This is a genomic window from Saccharothrix carnea (assembly GCF_003014735.1).
Classification (GTDB): Bacteria; Actinomycetota; Actinomycetes; order Mycobacteriales; family Pseudonocardiaceae; genus Actinosynnema; species Actinosynnema carneum.
Window position 1 is genome coordinate 25,642 of the sequence record NZ_PYAX01000030.1, and the last position, 16,853, is coordinate 42,494.

Annotated in this window: 9 protein-coding genes; 1 reads left to right on the forward strand and 8 read right to left on the reverse strand. The window is 73.0% G+C overall.

Annotated features, from left to right (window positions below; all coding sequences use genetic code 11):
- Positions 1-7: 7 nt before the first annotated feature.
- The 6 genes from B0I31_RS39325 to B0I31_RS39345 form a co-directional block, all read right to left on the reverse strand.
- Positions 8-1,207 carry a cytochrome P450 family protein gene (locus tag B0I31_RS39325; protein WP_106620473.1) on the reverse strand — a complete coding sequence of 400 codons (1,200 nt, stop codon included), beginning with the start codon at positions 1,205-1,207 and terminating at the stop codon, positions 8-10.
- Positions 1,208-1,634: 427 nt separating this feature from the next.
- Positions 1,635-2,378 carry a carbonic anhydrase family protein gene (locus B0I31_RS39330; protein WP_181320774.1) on the reverse strand — a complete coding sequence of 248 codons (744 nt, stop codon included), beginning with the start codon at positions 2,376-2,378 and terminating at the stop codon, positions 1,635-1,637.
- Positions 2,379-2,796: 418 nt separating this feature from the next.
- A complete protein-coding gene (locus B0I31_RS41095; RefSeq protein ID WP_181320775.1) occupies positions 2,797-3,087 on the reverse strand; it encodes a helix-turn-helix domain-containing protein in 291 nt (96 codons plus the stop codon).
- Positions 3,088-3,128: 41 nt separating this feature from the next.
- A complete protein-coding gene (locus B0I31_RS41100) occupies positions 3,129-4,202 on the reverse strand; it encodes a hypothetical protein (RefSeq protein WP_181320776.1) in 1,074 nt (357 codons plus the stop codon).
- 638 nt (positions 4,203-4,840) lie between these two features.
- On the reverse strand, positions 4,841-5,383 hold the full coding sequence (locus B0I31_RS39340) for a DUF1062 domain-containing protein (protein WP_245950798.1): 543 nt from the start codon (positions 5,381-5,383) through the stop codon (positions 4,841-4,843).
- Between the two features lie 423 nt (positions 5,384-5,806).
- Positions 5,807-9,991, reverse strand: a complete 4,185-nt coding sequence (locus B0I31_RS39345) for a S8 family serine peptidase (protein WP_106620477.1) — start codon at positions 9,989-9,991, stop codon at positions 5,807-5,809.
- Between the two features lie 361 nt (positions 9,992-10,352).
- Between B0I31_RS39345 and B0I31_RS39350 the strand changes: the two genes are divergently transcribed.
- Positions 10,353-13,505 (forward strand): S8 family peptidase, encoded by a 3,153-nt coding sequence (locus tag B0I31_RS39350; protein ID WP_146174127.1) that lies wholly within the window; start codon positions 10,353-10,355, stop codon positions 13,503-13,505.
- 37 nt (positions 13,506-13,542) lie between these two features.
- On the opposite strand, the gene B0I31_RS40240 is transcribed toward B0I31_RS39350, so the two are convergent.
- Together B0I31_RS40240 and B0I31_RS39360 are read right to left on the reverse strand one after the other, a co-directional pair.
- Complete coding sequence (locus B0I31_RS40240; protein WP_146174128.1) at positions 13,543-16,254, reverse strand: nSTAND1 domain-containing NTPase; 2,712 nt, start codon at positions 16,252-16,254, stop codon at positions 13,543-13,545.
- A gap of 124 nt (positions 16,255-16,378) precedes the next feature.
- The coding region (locus B0I31_RS39360; protein WP_181320777.1) for a cellulose binding domain-containing protein at positions 16,379-16,853 on the reverse strand (475 nt) is incomplete at its 5' end.

Sequence of the window (16,853 nt, forward strand, 5' to 3'; positions counted from 1 at the left end):
GGCCGGGCTACCGCAGCCTGACGGGCAGGGTGCGGTGGCCGTTGGAGATGAACGACTGGACGGGCTCCAGCTCGTCGGCGGGCACGGCGAGCACGAGGTCGGGGAAGCGGCCGAACAGCGCGGGCAACGCCACCTCGGCCTCGATGCGGGCCAGGGGCGCGCCCAGGCAGTAGTGCACGCCGTGGCCGAATGACAGGTGCGTCTTGTCGGCGCGGGTGATGTCGAACTCCCCTGCCGTGGCGCCGTGGTGCGCCGGGTCGCGCCCCGCCGAGGCGTAGCCCGCCAGGATCGCCTCGCCCCGGCGGATCGTGACGCCGTCCAGCTCGATGTCCTCGACGGCGTAGCGCAGCGGCAGGTTCGCCACCGGCGCCTGCCATCGCAGCGATTCCTCGATGACGTCGGTCCACGTGCGTTCACCGGACAGGACCAGGCGGAGCTGGTCGGGGTGGGTGAGCAGCGCGGTGATGGCCTGGTCGAGGAGGTTGACCGTGGTCTCGTGGCCGGCGGAGATCATGAGGATCAGGGTGTCGGCCAGTTCGTCCTCGGTGAGCCTGCTGCCGTCCTCCTCGCGGGCGGCGATCAGGCCGCTGGTCAGGTCGTCGCCCGGCGCGGCCCGCTTGGCGGCGACCAGGTCGTTGAGGATCGCGTAGAGCCGGACCTGGTTGGCGATCGCCTCTTCGGGCGTCGTCGTGGTGGCGAACAGGCTGTCCACGATCCGGTGCAGCTCGGGGCGCGCGTCGTCGGGGACGCCCATCAGCCGGCAGATGACCTCGATCGGCAGGGGGTAGGCGAACCCGGCGCGCACGTCGACCAGGTCCGGTCCGGCGGCGAGCCGGTCGACCAGGTCGGCCGCGATCCGCTCGACCTGGGGACGCAGCGCCTCGGTCCGGCGGGCCGTGAACGCCTTCGAGATCAACGTCCGCAACCTGCGGTGCTCGGTGCCGTAGGCGGTGAACATGTTGTGCGCGGCGACCCAGAGGTACAGCGGCCAGTCCGGCGTGATGCCCTCCAGGGCGGGCCAGTGCCGGCGGGCGTCCTTCGACACCCGCGGGTCGGCGAGCAGGCCGCGCAGCAGGTCGAGGTCACCGACCGACCACGCCTCCACCCCGCCGGGCAACGCCACCCTGGTCGCCGGTCCGCGGGTGCGCAACGTCGCCGCCTCGGCCTGGATGTCGCGACCGGTGGGGTCCAGCACGTAGGCTTCCATGTACCCATCGTTACCGTATGATCACTTTGAGTACAAGGCACTGTGCGGGTTGTGCAGCGGACGTGCCGTTGAAGATCCGAAGATTGAAAGATTCAAGAGCGTCCTCGCCGGACGGGCAGATCAGCAGGATGACCCCAACTGCGCCTGGATGTCCCGTTGCGTTGTGGGTCCGGACTCCGTGTCATCCCGCCGACCTCCCGAAGGGCCACCACACGTGTCGAGGGCGGCGCGCGGTCCCAGTGAAGTTGTAGGCAGAGGTGGACGCGCCACCCTTGTCACGTGCGGTACGGCTGCGCCAGGTCGGTGGGATGACACGAAGCCCTACTTTTGCGAGGCGAGGAAGGGCGTCGCGGCCGCACCCGCCCCGACGCCGTTCGACCCCGCGCTCGTCGGCGACCCCGGACCGTCTGACTGGGGTCTTCTTCTCTCAGATGTGGGGCAGTTCGACCTTGACCGTGCGGCCGTTCAGAGGCTGCACCGGGCGCGCGTTGCCCGCGTAGAACAGGCTCTGGAAACGGGAGACGGTGGCCTGGGTGACCGTCTTCTCACCCATCAAGAACCACTGCACACCCTCGGTGAACGGGGCGGTCGTGAGTGAGCCCGTGTAGCGGGCGGTGGCGCGGTTCGTCGGCAGCAGGGTGTTCAGGTCGATGTCGGAGAGGTGCACCTCCTCGCCGCACTCCGGGGCGAGGTGTGCCAGGATCTTGTCCACAGTGGATGGTGCGCCGACGCGCAGCGGCACGCCGACCACCAGCAGGGCGCCGGCGGTGCTGCGGTGCACCAGGTGCATCTCCAGCGGGTCGGCGTGACCGGCGAACCGGTGCTCTGACGGGGTGTGGAAGTGCAGCTGCACGAGGTCGTAGCGGACGCCGGAGAGGGTCACGTGGCCGGAGCCGGGCTCGACCTCGAACTCCTCGGTCTCCTCGTGGTCGCGCACGGTGCAGCCGTTGGCCTCGGCGGTGTCCTTGCGGACGTAGTGCAGGTCGCCGGACACGTGGTGGCCGTAGGAGACCTGCAGCTGGGGCAGGTGCGGGTCGACGCGGATCGACGACGGCGTGATGTCGATCGGGCTCTGCAGCGGCACCTGCGACTCGGCCGGGGAGACACCGGTGGTCAGCAACGCGCTGAGGACGACGGGGACGGCGACGGCAACGATGCCTTTTCGTGGCACGGGTACAGCCCTTCGGGGACAGGGACCGGGTGGGGATCGACCCGCCCGGTGGGACCTCTCCATCCTTCACTCGACCGAGTGAAGATCCACTGACCACAAATCACCCGAACAGGGCCAGAAAAGACATAACTCGCTGTGCAGTTGGTCACAGGACCCCATCCCCTGACCGGTTCGCGCACGAATGGCCCTAATCGCACGAATCGTTCGGCACTGTCCGTGGCGGGGCCGGGAGCCGTGTCTTGGCGCGACACGGCTCGACCGGCCCCGCACCCGTCGTCCGGGTGGTTCCCTCCCCCTGCACCCGGACGGGCCTGGCGACGGTGATCGGGTCGGCCCGGTCCCCACCCCCGGACGGGACCGTTCTCGACACCCGTGGTTCGACCTTCGCCCAGACCGTGCCGGTTCGACCGGCACACGTTCAGTGTGGCGTCCCGCCGACCAGCGCCACCATTGGCTTTTCCGCCACGCGGGAGCAGTCGCAGCCGCGTTCGCCCGCGTTCCACCGCACGAACGCGACCGCCGCGCCGACCCTCGACGCGACGCCGAGCTTGACGATGATCCGGCCGACGTGCGCGCGCACGGTCCGTTCCCGGATGCCCAGGTGCCGCGCGACTTCCCGATCGGTCTTGTCGCGCGCGATCACTTCGAGCACCTGGAGCTCTCGTTCGCTGAGCGCGGAGAAGGACTCCGCCGACAACCTGGATTGCACGGTCCCCCCATCGGAGTGCGTCGAGCCGACACCACCGCGTCCTACCGGCGCCCGGAGCCCGCCGTGTCCGGTTCGCTCTCGTCGTCCAGTCCGATCACGGCCGGCGCGCCGACGACCTCCTCGACCTTCAACCCACCGTCTGGCGACGGGCCGCGGCGCCACCGCCCGGTGTCGTCGCGCTGGTTGGCGCCCACGCACCAGGCCGTGGCGATCACGGTAAAGAGCAGGGCCATGAGCATGACGACGAGAACTTGCTGCGAAGCGCGCCAGCTGCCGGCGAAGGTCACGACGACCACGGTGAGCGCCGTCCCCACCAGGACTGAGGCCATGGCCAGCACAGGCCGGGCGAGCCCCGTCAACAGGGGCAGGACGACGTCACGCAGGTGCACCGCGCTATCCGGTTCCTGGCGGCCCTCCACCGCGGAACCCGGTGTCTCGGGGTCGGCCTGCTCGACGGGCGGACCCGCCGGCACGGGCACGCCGACCGACGCGGCTCCGCCCTGCAGCTCGCACCACACGACCATGACCTTCTCGACCTGCGGCTCGGGCAGCCCGCACGCCACGAGGAACGCCCGGACCTGCTCCATCTTCGTGGGCAGCGCGGTGTTCTTCTGGTCGTTGACGAACCGGTAGGCCGTGCTGCGCGGGATACCACCGCGGACGGCGATCTCGGCCGGGGTGAGGCCGGACCGCACCTGGACCCGGCGCAGCAGCGAGATGAACTCCCCCGGGGTGCCGGCCTCCAGCTCGCCGTCCGCCACCGGCACGGCCCGGGGCTCGGGCTTGCGCACCTCGGCGACGTACCGCGAGATCGGCACGACGTTCGCGGGCCTCGACGGCGTGGTCCGCTTCGCGGCGTCCAGTCGGCGCCACGCGTCGCGCAGGTGCTCGACCGTCGCCCGGTCGGCCGCGCAGGCGATCAGGATCCGCTGGTAGAAGGACCATTCCCGGACCCGGTGCTGCACGCCGTCGCGCACCGTCTCGGTGGAGCGGCCGAGGTCCTGCGCGAGGTCCTGGACCGACAGGCCGGCCCGTCTCAGCTCGACGCGGACGGCGCCGAGGAACGCGATGGCCGAGGTGCCGTGCTCGCGGTCGGCGACTTCCGGTGCCGTCATGACGCGCACCTGCCCCGCCCGGTCCACCGGCACCTGCGCGCCCGACCCGCCCGACTGTCGGGTAACCACGACAAACCCATGACTCGCCCTCCGGGGTGAGGACGTCGTCGCGTGCGTCGGTGTTCCGGTCACCGCAGACGACGACGCCGTGCAGCCGAATCTTCTTGCCCGGTCCCAAGGGACCGCTCCCGCACGACCAGTTGGCCCTGGACCGCGCGAGGTCCGGCGACCTCGCCGGACGCACAACGCTTACCACCACCACCTCGTCGTTTCCATCGCCCACGACGGGTTCGCTGGTGAACGCCCTCCGTCTCACGGCGGGACGGCGTCCACCGCCCGTCCCACCGCATCCAGCGGCGTCCACACCCGGCACCCCGGCCCGCCGCCGCGCCGGGTCCCGTCCGCACCCCCGACCACCGACGAATCCGGTGTTTGCCCAGCTGACAGCGATCTCACGGCGTCCAACGGCTTGATCCCACGCCCCCGCGGCCCGGTATGGTCGTCGAGCAACCGCATTTCGACCCCGGTCGCCCGCCGTGCAGCCGACGACCGGAGTCCGGCGGCCTCCTGTTGGCCCAGGAGACCGCCACCACTGCCGCCCGCGAGACGACGTCGACGGCGCGCGACGTCAGGCGACGTCAGCGGACGAGGAAGCCGAAGTCCGCGCGCACCTTCGCGTCGACGGCCACGGGCAGGCGGAGGCGTCCGGAGTCGACCTCGGCCCGCACCGCGGACCGGCTCAGGCCGAACCCGGTGGTGAGCAGCTTCCCGACCCGGACGGGCGCCGGCAGCTCGAACCTGACGAAGACCTCGAACGGCACCGGGTCGTCGTGTGCCAGGTCGTAGAACGGCAGGTCGGTCTCCAGCTCCCAGGTGCCGCTCCAGTCGAGCCGGTAGCCGGACCTGCCCGCCAACGCCGCGTCCACGGCCACCTCGCGCACCGCGGCCGGGTCGTTGTCCTCGAACGCCGGCAACCGCCGGTGGTTCAGCGACTGCACGTGGACGCGCTCGTGGACCGGGATCTTCGAGGTGCGGCCGCACAGCTCGCAGCCGACCAGCAGCCAGACGTCGAGGAGCTTGCCGCTCGCGTTCACCCGGAACTTGCCGGTCGGGTGGTGGCGCGCGGACCGGCACGACACGCAGGGTTTGACGATGGCGGGCAGGCCGAGCTCCCTCACCACCCACAGGGATTTGCGGTCGACGTCGGTTCCGCCGCCTTCGGCGGGCACACGGGTACTGCGGAAGTGGTTCACGGTCCGGTGGACTCCAAGACTCGCGGGGAGGTGCCGGACGGCAGCGGTTCACCGCGCCGCGAGTCGCCTCCCGGATCCAGTGGCAGGCGGCGGGTGCCGGGAACGCGGCACACCGCCGTGAGGCGCGACGTCGCAGATGACGTCGCGTGCGGGAAGCCCGCACCGGTCACGGGGTGCGGACTCCACCGGGGTCGGGAGCCGGATGGGATCGGCTCCGCGAACGTGCCACTGCCTACTGGTCCATGCTCGCCATGATGTTCACCCGGAGGTCTTCGGGCAACAGGTTTTCAGCCCGGCGGGGTCCGGTCCCGCGACCACTCGGCCGCGGGACCGGACGTCCTGACTACCTGACTACCGGACGCCCACTACCAGCTCGTCGGCGTTGGTCACCGAGATACCGGCGCCGGTGAACGTGTCGGACACGGTGTAGGTGCCGGTCGCGCGCACCAGCAGCGACATCCGCCACGTGTGCTCCGCCCCGGCCGCCACCGCCGCGTCGGCCACGACGGTGCCGGTCAGCGCGCCGCCGTCGCGGGTCAGGGTCACGCGTTGCCACGTGCTCCCGACCCTCAGCCTCAGCACCACGTCGCTCGGCGACAGTGCCCGGTCGGCCGCGACGCGCACCGTCCACGCCATGGGCCCGGAGTCGGCGGTGCCGCGGTTGACCGCGCGAACGTCGTACTGGGTGTGCGTGCGCGGTGCGAACGTGCCGCGCGTGTCGGTCACCGCCACGTCGGCCACCGGCTCCGGCCCGACCCGCAGCCGCGCCTCGCCGGTGAGGTCACCGGAGTAGCCGCCGGTGTCCACGTCCAGCGCCAACCGGTACGACCCGTGCGCGGTGCCCGGGTCGACGGTGAACGCGTACGGCCGCGCGTTCCAGTTGATCGAACCGGCCCGCACCGGGGTGCCGTCCGGCGCGAACAACCGCAGGACCGGCTTCAGCTCGTTCGGCGCCGCCGCCCGGACCAGGCCTTCGACGTCCTCCAGCGCCGCCCGATCCGGCAGGGTCAGGAACGGACGCAGGGCCGAGGCCATCACCGTGGCGAACGGCACGCCGTGCGCGTCGGTCACCGACCAGTCGACGGTGGCCTTGCCGTCCGCACCGACCACGACGTCGCCGAGCGAGACCTTCGCCGGACCGCCGAACGCGAACGGGACGTCGTACGGGGTGGTCCAGTCGAGCCCGCCGACCTTCGTGCTGGGCAGGAACCAGTCCTGCTCCAGGTGGCGCACCGAGTGCACGGTGACCGCCTCGTACCGGTCCAGCGTCGCCACCAGGGTGCCCGGTTCGTAGCGGTACCCGTGCGGCGCGGTGCCCGAGGGCCGCAGGAACACCGAGCCGGTGTGCCGCGCGTCGGCGGCGTCGAGCGCGATGTCGGCCCGCACGGCGAAGTTCTCGCCGATGGACGACGTGCGCGCGCCACCCGCGAGCACCCGCGGTGCGAACGTGACCACGTCGTCGTCGATCACGGTGATCTGGCGGTGCAGCAGGTAGGCGTCGCCGCCGCCCTCGGGCGTCGGCTTGCGCACCACCAGCGTGTACCGGCCGACCGTGTCCGGGATCTCGAACGACAGCCTGCCCGCGCCGTCGGTCTTGCCGAGCCCGCGGACCTGGCCACCGCTGATCAGCTCGACCACCGCACCGGCCAGCGGGCCGACCGCGGCCGCACCCGGCGCGTCCACTGTGGACACGGCGAGGTCGACGCGTGGCGCGCGCACCCGGAACGAGCCGGTCAGGTGCCCGACTTCGACCGTGAAGGTGCCCAGCCGGTCGGGGTCGACCGTCCACGTGACGGTCTTCGACTGGCCGGCCGCCAGCTGCACGGGCGTGGTCGTGTGCGCCGTGCCGCCGACCTTGAGCACCGCGTTATAGGTGCCCGCCGACGAGCCGACGTTCTTGACCTGCACCGTCACCGTCACGTTCTCGCTGGCCTTCACGAGTCCCGGTGACACCTTCAGGTCGTGCAGCGCGTAGTAGGGCTGGTTCGGGTCCGGCGCGGGCGAGGCCCAGTCGATCGCCCGCAGGAACAGGTCGGTCGCCTGGGTCGTCCAGTCGGCCGGGCCCCTGGTCGCCGACACGCCGTGCAGCGACAGCAGCACGTGCCGGTTCTCGGCGCGCTGGTCGACGCCGATGCCGCCGCCCATCACACCCTCGACGGTCCGGCCCAGGCCCGCGATGGTCTGCCTGCCCTCACCGGCGTAGCCGTCGAACCACGCGACCCACTTCGCCCTGGTGCTGTCGTCGAGCGGGATGCGGTCGCCCACCGCGTACCCCTCGAAGATCGGGTGCGCCGCGGTCACCTCGTAGTACGACACGGCCGACGTGCCGCCGGCCGAGTTGTACCCGGTCGACACCGGCTGCCCGGTGTGCTTGGACAGCTGCCGGATGCCGTTGCCGGTCGTGTTGGCGTGGTCGGTGAAGATCACGCCGGTGCCGTTGGCGTCGGTCGCGTCCAGGAACGCCTGGAACCGCACCGGGTCGTAGTTCGACGTCAGGATGCCGTAGCCGAGCACGACGGTCGCGTGCTGCGCCGCCTTGTCCAGCTCGTTCCAGTTGTAGTACGCGGTCTCGACGCCGCGTGGCGCGAACACGACGTCGCGGTACTGGTTCGCCCGCGTCTCGGAGCTGTCCACGATCGCCACCTTGCGCGCCGGTGGGCCGAACGTGAAGTCGGCGGTGGTGGCCTCGCCCGCGACGACGGTCACCTCGACCTCGCCGGGCGCCCGGAACGTCGGGTACGAGGCGGCCACCCGGTACCTGCCCGCGGGCACGCCGTTGATCGTGTAGGTGCCGTCTGCGCCGGAGACCGCGGACAGGTCGGCGGGCACGCCGAGCACCTTGACCGTGACACCGGGGATCCCGGCGCCGGAGCCGTCGAGCTCGGCCACACCGGTCACCCGGCCGTAGGGCGCGGGGGTGAGCACGACGTCGACCGCGGCGAACGAACCGGAGGTGACCGTGGCGTTCACCGTGGTCTTGCCGAACCCGAACGCCTCGACGGTGACGGTGTAGTCACCGGGTTCGAGCCTGCTGGTGAACGCTCCGTCCGCGCCGGTGGTGACGGTGCGGCCGCCCGGCTCGACCCGGACGGTGGCGCCGGACACCGGCGAGCCGGACGCGGCGTTGGTGACCACGCCCCGCACGCCCGAGTCGAGCGCGACGAACCGGGTCGCCTCGTAGGCGTTGATCCGGCCCTTGCCGAACCGGGTGTCCGGCGGGGCACCCGCGTACCGGTCGTCCCAGAACGCCGTGTCCGCCAGCACGTCGACCACATCGGACACCGGCAGGTCACCGGCGGCCGACAGCATCAGCGCGACGGTGCCCGCGGTGTGCGGGGTGGCCATCGACGTGCCGGACAGGGTCCGGTAGCCGCCGCCCGGCGAGGCCGAGTAGACGTCGACGCCCGGTGCGGAGATGTCCGGCTTCACCCAGCTCGTCGGCCACTCGGCCGGCGGGTTGGTCCACTGGTCCTTGCGCACCACGGCGCCGCAGGAGAACGACGCGACGCTGTCGGAGCTGTCGGTCGCGCCGACGCCCACGGCTTCGAACACGTTGCCGGGGCTGGCCGTGCCGAGGGAGCCGCAGTTGTTGCCGATGGCGAAGGCCGGGAACGAGCCCAGCGCGCGGATGGCCCGCGTCGGCTGGACCATCGCGGCCTGGAAGCCGTTGCCGCCCAACGACATGCTGACGATGTCGGCCGGACGTCCGGCCGGGTTGCCCGCCGCGTCGACCGGTGCGACGGCCCACTGCATGCCCGCCGCGACCTGCGCGAACGAGCCGCTGCCGCCGGGGATCACCAGGCCGTGCATCATCTCCGCGCCGGGTGCGACGCCGATCGCGGTGCCGGAGGTCGCGCCGCCCTGGATGGTGCCCGCCACGTGGGTGCCGTGGTAGGCGGAGTCGTGCGGCGTGGAGGCGACGAGGTTGCCCGTCGCGTCGAACTCCATCCAGCCGCCGGGGTGCTCGGGGTCGGCCGGGTCGTCGGTGACCATCTTGCCGGCCAGGTCCGGGTGGGTGATGTCCACGCCGGTGTCCAGGGTCGCGATGCGCACGCCGCTGCCGTCGACGCCGAGTTCGCCCCAGACCTGGGCCGCCCCGATCTTCCGCAGGCCCCAGGTGAGCTCGGCGGCCGGGGTGACATCCGCGGTGCTCGCGACCGGGTCGGGCGCGGTGAGCTCGAAGTTCGGGATCAGCTGCTCCACGCCGGGCACGGCGGCGAGCGAGTCGAGCGTGTCGGCGTCCGCGGGGAACTCCACCAGCAGCATGTTGGTGAGCCAGAAGCGGTTGACCACGGTCGCGGTCTCACCGATCGCCTCGGCGACCTCGGCCTGCGTGTCGGCCGCGTGGTCGCGGAGGGTGGCGAGGACCTCGTCGCGGTCGCCGGACAGCTCGGCGTTCGGGAGCATCAGCAGCGCCCGCACCGGCTCGCCCGCGGCGGTGGCGCGGACTTCGGCGACGAGTTCGGGCGCGATGGGCGCGGAGGCGGGGTCGGCCGGTGGCGCGGAGGTCGGGGCGAGGGCGGCGAACAGACCCACGGCGGTCGCGATGGCGAGCCCGGGTCTCGTCCAGCGTCTCGGAGAACGTCTGTGCTTCGGCAGGGGCAGGTGGCGCATCCGGCGTCTCCTAGGTGTGAAGTTTTTACCCCTAAGACGATGGTTGAAATTCACTTTCGGTCAAGAGATCGCTCGGCGCTGCGTTCGGACCCGAATGCCCCACCCGGCCGCCTCCGGTCGCGCGCGACTTCGTCGCCGGACGGTGTTCACAACACGTTGTTCAGCTCGCGCCGGCTGAACCTGAACACGCGCTCCGCCGCTTGACTGGGCGACCTCACAACGGGGCTCGTGGCGCGAACACCGCCGGCGCGACGCGCCCTCCCCCACGAACTACGGAGGCTCCGTGGCGCGAAGAGCAGTGGCGCTGGCGCTCACCGCCGCATTGGTCGCGGCGGTGCCCGCCCACGCCGCACCGGACCGGACCGGGCACGGCGGGCCGGGCCGGGCGTCGCCCACCGACCGGAAGACGGTCACGCTCGTCACCGGCGACCGGGTCGTCCTCGACGGTGACCGGCTCCTCTCGATCACCCCCGGCGCGCACCGGCCGAACGTCCCGTTCCAGGTCACCCGGCACGGGGGCAGGCTGCACGTCGTCCCCGCCGACGTGGCGGCGACGCTGGCCGCGGGTCGGGTGGACCGGCGGCTGTTCGACGTCACCGGGCTGGTCGAGGCCGGGTACGACGACGCGCACCGCGACACCGTGCCGGTGATCGTCTCCGGTGGCCGCCCGCCGTCCGGTGCGCGGGTGGCCGACGCGCTGCCCACCGTGGACGCGGTGGCGGCCGAGGTGCCGAAGGCGACCGGGTGGCGCGACCTGCCCGAGGGCACGGGCAAGGTGTGGCTGGACGGGATGGCCCGCCCGCTGCTGGACCGCAGCACCACGCAGGTGGGCGCACCGGTGGCGTGGGCGGCGGGGTTGACCGGCGCGGGCGTGACCGTCGCGGTGGTCGACACGGGCGTGGAGGGCGACCACCCCGACCTGGCCGGGCGGGAGGTCGCCGGTCGCGACTTCACCGACGAGCAGGACGGGATCGACCACTACGGCCACGGCACGCACGTCGCGGCCACCATCGCGGGCCACCGCGAGCCGTACCGGGGAGTCGCCCCGGACGCGCGGCTGCTCGACGCCAAGGTGTGCGACCGCCGGGGTTTCTGCCCGGAGTCAACGATCATCGAGGGGATGCGCTGGGCCGCGGAGCAGGGCGCGGACGTGGTGAACGTCAGCCTCGGGCTGATCGCCAGTGACGACGTCGACCCGGTGGAGGCGGCCGTCGACGCCCTGTCGGCGAGCCACGGCACGCTGTTCGTCGTCTCGGCGGGCAACGACGGTGACCAGGCGGGCACCGTGCTCTCCCCCGGCACGGCCGACTCCGCGCTGACCGTGGGCGCGGTGAACCGCGACGAGTCGCTCGCCGACTTCTCCAGCCGCGGCCCGAGGCCGGCGGACGGCGCGGTCAAGCCCGACCTCACCGCACCCGGCGTGGACATCGTCGCGGCCAAGCCGAGCACCCAGGTCCTCGGCACGCCGGTCGGCGAGCACCACATGGCCCTGTCCGGCACGTCGATGGCCGCACCGCACGTCGCCGGCGCGGCGGCGCTGCTGGCCCAACGGCACCCGGACTGGAACGGCGCGCGGCTGAAGGCGGGGCTGACCGCGTCGGCGCGACCGAACCCGGCGCTGGGCGTGCACGAGCAGGGCTCGGGTCGCCTGGACATCGCCGCGGCGCTGGCCGCGACGGTCACCAGCGAGCCGACGTCGGTGGTCCTCGGCAGGCACGAGTGGCCGCACGACGACGACGTGCCCACCGCGAAGCCCCTGCTCTACCGCAACGACGGGGCACAGCCGGTCACGCTCGACCTGGCCGTCCAGGGGCGTGGACCGGACGGCGCGGAACACCGGGTGTTCTCGGTGTCCCCGACGCGGGTCACCGTCCCGGCGGGCGGCACCGCCGAGGTCTCCGTGACCGGTGATGCGCGGCAGGGGTCCGTGGACGGCGCGTACTCGGGTTCGGTGGTGGCGACCGAGGTCGGCGGCGCGGTGGTGCTGCGGACACCGGTCGGGCTGCACCGCGAGGTGAAGAGCCACCCGGTCACCTTCTCCTACCCCGGCGCGCCGGAGGGCAGGCAGCTGACGGTCCTGGTGAACGTGGCCACGGGCGCGCAGACCTACGTGCGGAACGGCACCGCGAGGCTGCCCGAGGGCGACTACGCGGTGCAGACGTTGCTGGGCCCGGAGCTCGGCCCGCACACCGTGGTCTTCCGGCCGGACCTGCGGGTGGAGGCGGCGACCCACGTGGTCCTCGACGCGCGTGCGGCGGGGCCGCTGGAAGTCGTGGTGCCCGACCCGGCGGCGACGCCGATCCTGCACAGCCTGGTGGTCGAGCGCAGGCTCGGCGAGCACACCGCGAGCGTGGCCGTGTACCACCCCGGCGGCTTCCCGCCCGGCACGCGGGTGGGCCACGCGGGGCCGTCGCTGCCCGCCGGCGAGCTGGACGTGTTCGTGGCGGCGCAGTCCGCGAGCCCTTCGGCGGCCTACTGGCTGGGGTGGGCCGTGCGGGGCCGGGTGCCGGACGGGTTCGTGCGCCGACCGCGCGAGTCCGACCTGGCGAAGGTGCGCACCACGATCGCGCTGAAGTCGTCCGGCGGGCCGCGGGACCTGGCCGGCCACGTGGTCACGCCGTCCGGGAGGGCCGGTCCGATGTTCTACACCGACGTCACCTCGACACCGGTTTCCACGAGGTACACGACGCCGGACATCGGCTGGCGGGCGTTGTTCTTCGACGAGAGGTTCTTGATGAGCGGTGATGAGGAGCGGTACGGCGCGGGCCTGACCTACGACAGGTCGTTCGGCGCGCCCGTCATCGGCCCGGTGATGTACTCCGGCGAGTACCCGAACCTGACGCGCGCCGGGAACGAGATCGCGGTGTCGCTGTCGCTGTTCGGCGACCGGGAGGGCAACGAGGGTTACTCCAGGACCACGTCCGCGCGGACGGCGCTGTACCGCGACGGCGAGCTGGTGGGCGAGAACGACAGCACCGGGCACGGCGTGTTCCAGGTGCCGCCGGGCCCGGCGTTGTTCCGGGCGCGGACCGAGGTGACGCGTGCGCCGGAGGTCTCGGACTTCAGCACGCACATCGCGGTCGACTGGACGTTCCGCTCGGACACGACCCCCCGGGAGCAGCGGCTGCCGATGTCGGTGGTGCGGTTCACCCCGGTGCTGGACCACGCGGGCAGCACGCCCGCGTACCAGCCGCTGACCGTGCCGCTGGTGGTGGACCGTCAGCGCGGCGTGGACAACCCGCCGTTGCGGCACTTCCGGGTGGAGGTGTCCTACGACGACGGGCGGAGCTGGACGAGCCTGCCGGTGTTCGGCCGCGCGGCGCTGGTGGGCAACCGCGCCGAGCCGGGGACGTTCGTCTCGCTGCGCGTGCAGGCCGACGACGGCCGGTACCGGAAGTTGAACCAGACGGTGATCCGGGCCTACCGGCTGCGTTGACGGGTCCGTGACGGCGCCGGGTGGGCTACCGGCGCCGTCACGGGCACAGCGGCGGTGGTGACAGCCCCGGGAAGTGCGCCGCCCAGTCGACGTCGGCCGGGTCGGCGCACACGTCGCGCACCACGCGGTCGAGGTCCGCCGCGAGCCGCCACAGCGCGCCGTCGCGCGTGGTGAGCAGCAGCAGTTCGCCGGTGGCGGGGTCGTAGCGGGACAAGCTGAACTCCACGCCCGGCGCCCGCAGCGACAGCGGTTCGCGGCCACCGCCCAGGTCCCACAGCCACACCGAGTCGCGGTGCACCGCCGAGACGGCTCGGCCGTCGTGGGAGAACTCGACCACGGCCTGGCCGGGGACCGCGCCCGCCTCCAGCAGCGGCGTCGACCCGCCCGCCGGACCGAGCACGGTGAGGTGCGCGGCGTCGAGGTCGGAGACGGCGAGCGCGCCTCCCGGACCGGTCACCAGCCCGAGCCGGCCGGAGCGGCTGAGCACCGGGACCACCCGGCCGTCCAGGTACCGCACCTCCACGTCGCGGCGGTCGCCGTCACGGCGCACGACGACCACGCCCGTGCCGTCCTGCAACGGCATGGCGTTCTCGACGCCGTCGCCGGGCAGGCGGGTGGGCGTGGTGTCACCGGGTCGCCAGTAGACCGCGGCACCGTCCTGGAAGCCGACCAGGAGGGTGCCCGCCGCGTCGATGCCCTGGGGGAACGGCCAACCGGTCACGACGGAGGCCCGGCGGGGTGCGTCGGGATCGGCGAGGTCCCAGACCTGGAACTGGTCGGGGTGGACCACCGTGACCGCGGTGCGCTCGTCGGCGCTGATCAGGTTCAGGAAACCACCGGGCAGCACGATGATCCCCCCGGCTCGCCGCCGGTCCGGGTCGTCGCCGACCCAGAGGCGGTAGGTGATCTCGTCGGTTTCCCGGTCGTACTCGTCGTGCGTCACGGCGAGCCGGCCGGGCAAGCGCGCGTGACCCTCGCCCAGCGTGGTGGCGGTGCTCGCGGCACGGGCGATCAGCAGGGCGTCGCGGGCCTCGGCGGTGGGTGCGACGCGGTAGGCGGCCAGGGCGAGCGCCGCCGCGTCACGCGGGCGGGCCAGCCGGGCCAGGGCGGCGTCGGCGGCGCGCAGCGACAGCGCCTGGTTGCGCTCACGGGTGGCGGCGAACTGGGTGTTCACGGCGTAGGCGGTCGCGGCGGCGAGCAGCAGGACGAGCACGGCGAGGCAGGCGACGAGGCGCCGCAACCGCCGCACGCCCCGCCGGCGCTGTGCCTCCCGGTCCTGTTCGGCGGCCAGGCCCGCGTCGACGAACTCCCGTTCGGCCTCGTTGAGCCGGGGTGCGAGGCGGCGGGCCTGCTCCAGGTGGGCACCGCGGTAGAGGGCGTCCGGGTCGCGGTCGTGCGCGCGCCAGGCGTCGGCGGCGCTGGTGAGCCTGCGGTGGGCGCGCAACGCGTCGCGGTCCTCGGCGAGCCAGTCCACCAGCCTCGGCCACGCGCGCAGCAGCGCCTCGTGGGTCAGCTCGACGGTGTCGCGGTCGAGCGTGATCAGCCTGGCCGCGGCCAGTCGGTCGAGCAGCGCGTCGCCCGCGGGCAGTTCGGCGCGGGCCACCCGGCGGCGGGTGTCCTCGGTGCCGTCGCCGGGGGTGACCAGGCGCTGGAACACCTGCCGTGCCGCCTGCTGCTCCGGCTCGGGCAGCGCTTCGTAGACCTGTTCGGCGGTGCGGGCCAGGGCGTGTTCGACGCCGCCCGCGTCCTCGTAGCCCGCCAGGGTGAGCACCGCGCCGCGGCGGCGGTGCCACGTCTCGACCAGCACGTGCGAGGCCAGCGGCAACGCGCCCTGGTGCGCGGCGACGTCCGCGATGAGGCGGGCCACCAGCGAGTTCTCCAGCGAGACGCCCCGGCGGGCGGCGGGCTCGATGACGGCGCGGCGCAGCTGTTCCGGGCTCATCGGCCCGACGAGCGACTGCGAGCGGTGCAGGGCGTCCAGCAGCTCGGGGTGGCGGGCGCAGTGGCCGTAGAAGTCGGCGCGCACGCCGAGGACGACGCGGGCGGCACCGGCGGCGTGGGTGAGCGCCCGCACCAGCCATCGGCGGTCGGGCTCCGCGCAGAGCGTGAACGCCTCCTCGAACTGGTCAACCACGAGCAACAGGTCGTCGGCGGCCTGCCGCAGCAACACCCTCAGGTGCTCGGGGTCGGCGGCGAGCTCGGTACGCACGTCGACCGGTGACCTTTGGCCGGCCAGTGCCGCCGCCAGCTCGGTGATCGGGTCGGAGCCCGGCGTGATGATCACGTGCTCGCCCCACTGCGCGGCCAGACCCGCGCGCAGCAAGGAGGACTTGCCCGCGCCGGACGCGCCGAACACCCCGACGAAGGGCCGTTCGCGCACCAGCGCGAGCAGCCTGCCCACCTCGGCCTCGCGGCCGAAGAACCGGTCGGCGTCCGTGACCTGGTAGGCGGCCAGCCCCACGTACGGCGCGTCGCCGTGGTCCGCGCTCTCCGCCGCCAGCTCACGCCAGCGGGCCGTCCACTCCTCGACGTCTCCCCCGCAGGCGCGGACGAACGCCCTGGTCACCGCGAGGCTCGGCAGCCTGCGCCCGGACACCGCCTCGGACAGCGCGGCGGGCGAGTAGTTCGCCAGCCGGCCGAGTTCGCGGTAGGACGGCAGCCCGGCGACGCGCCGCAGCCGCCGCAGGTCACCGGCGAACTTCAGCACCGGCGTGTCCTCCTCGACCAGCGGACGTTCCAGGCGCGGCACCCGTACCCCCTTTCGACACCTCGATTCTCCCGCGTGGAGCTCGTGGGGCGAGGGCGGCCATCCGGACCAACGGACGCGCCGGTGTGCCCCTCGCGCTTCGAAGGAGCACACCGGCGCGCCGTGATCAGGGGCTGGTGCAGGTGAGGGCACCGGTGGTCGGGGTGCTGCCGCTGACGATGAAGCCGAAGGTGGTCGAGGCGTTGGGTGCGAGGGTGCCGTTCCAGGCGGCGTTGCGCACCGCGGCCTCGGGGCCGGTCCCGACGAGCACACCGCCCCAGACCTGGGTGAGCTGCCCGGAGCCCAGCGACCAGCGCACGGTCCAGCCGGTGATCGCCGAACCGGCCGTCACCTTGACCTCACCCTGGTAACCGCCCTGCCACGAGTTCACCGTGCGGTAGGAAGCGGCGCACGCACCGGTCGGCGGGGTCGTGGTGGTGGTGGTGGTCGTTGTCGTGGTCGTCGTGGTGGTGGTCGTGGTGGTGGTCGTGGTCGGTGGGTTGTCGTTTGGTGCGACGGCTCGGCCGGTTGCGGGGGAGATCATGCCCGCGCAGAGGTTGCGGTTGGCGAGGTTGGCGGCGATTTGGGGGACGGCGTTGAGG

Excerpts from the sequence above, each read along its gene's own strand:
- B0I31_RS39325 (WP_106620473.1), bottom strand. The coding sequence starts at position 1,207 with ATGGAAGCCTACGTGCTGGACCCCACCGGTCGCGACATCCAGGCCGAG.
- B0I31_RS41100 (WP_181320776.1), bottom strand. The coding sequence starts at position 4,202 with ATGACGGCACCGGAAGTCGCCGACCGCGAGCACGGCACCTCGGCCATC.